This window comes from Paenibacillus sp. UASWS1643, from assembly GCF_008693195.1.
Lineage (GTDB): Bacteria > Bacillota > Bacilli > Paenibacillales > Paenibacillaceae > Paenibacillus > Paenibacillus amylolyticus_B.
On the sequence record NZ_VXKZ01000035.1, the window covers coordinates 1 to 322 of the forward strand.

Sequence of the window (322 nt, forward strand, 5' to 3'; positions counted from 1 at the left end):
GGAGTTACTGGTGTCACAGGGGAAACAGGAGTCACAGGTATAACGGGAGCAACTGGAGTCGGCGTAACGGGAAGTACCGGAGCTACAGGTATAACGGGAGCAACGGGAGTCGGCACAACGGGAAGTACCGGAGCTACAGGTATAACCGGAGCCACAGGAGTCGGGGTAACGGGAAGTACCGGGGCAACTGGTATCACGGGGGAAACCGGAGCCACAGGTATAACCGGAGCCACAGGATTCGGGGTAACGGGAAGTACCGGAGCAACTGGTGTCACAGGGGAAACAGGAGTCACAGGTATAACGGGAGCAACTGGAGTCGGCA

General features: G+C 57.8%; 1 protein-coding gene. It reads left to right on the forward strand.

Translation table 11 applies throughout. The features are described from left to right. Positions 1–322 (forward strand): hypothetical protein (locus FE296_RS00180; protein ID WP_190944947.1); only part of this gene is annotated, 322 nt, incomplete at both ends.